This is a genomic window from Gilvimarinus gilvus (assembly GCF_030518155.1).
Taxonomy (GTDB): domain Bacteria; phylum Pseudomonadota; class Gammaproteobacteria; order Pseudomonadales; family Cellvibrionaceae; genus Gilvimarinus; species Gilvimarinus gilvus.
On record NZ_JAULRU010000796.1, the window covers coordinates 1 to 471 of the forward strand.

At 60.9% G+C, this 471-nt stretch carries 1 protein-coding gene; it reads left to right on the forward strand.

Features of this window, described 5'->3' with window-relative positions:
* A partial coding sequence (locus QWI17_RS20140; RefSeq protein WP_302724322.1) for a hypothetical protein occupies positions 1 to 471 on the forward strand: 471 nt, incomplete at both ends.

The following is a 471-nucleotide window of genomic DNA, read 5'->3' on the forward strand; positions in this document are numbered from 1 at the left end:
AATTTACCAACGGCGTGACCTACGACAGTGTGGCGGGCACGATCACGGTACCGGCGGGCGTGACCAGCTTCGACATAACCGTTGACGCGGCGAGCGACGCGAACGTTGAAGGCGATGAGGTCTACGACCTTAGCGTTGGTGGCGTTGATGCGACGGGCACGATCACCGATGCGAGCAGCCTCAGTGTTGACAGTGTGAGCAGTGACAGCCAGGCGGAAGGCAACACGCTGACGCACACGGTGACGCTGAGCGGATCGAGCGTGAACGCCGAAACCTTCGCGTTCAGCCTGACAGACGACACGACGAGTGCGGGCGATTACAGCAACCTGCAATTTACCAACGGCGTGACCTACGACAGTGTGGCGGGCACGATCACGGTACCGGCGGGCGTGACCAGCTTCGACATAACCGTTGACGCGGCGAGCGACGCGAACGTTGAAGGCGATGAGGTCTACGACCTTAGCGTTGGTG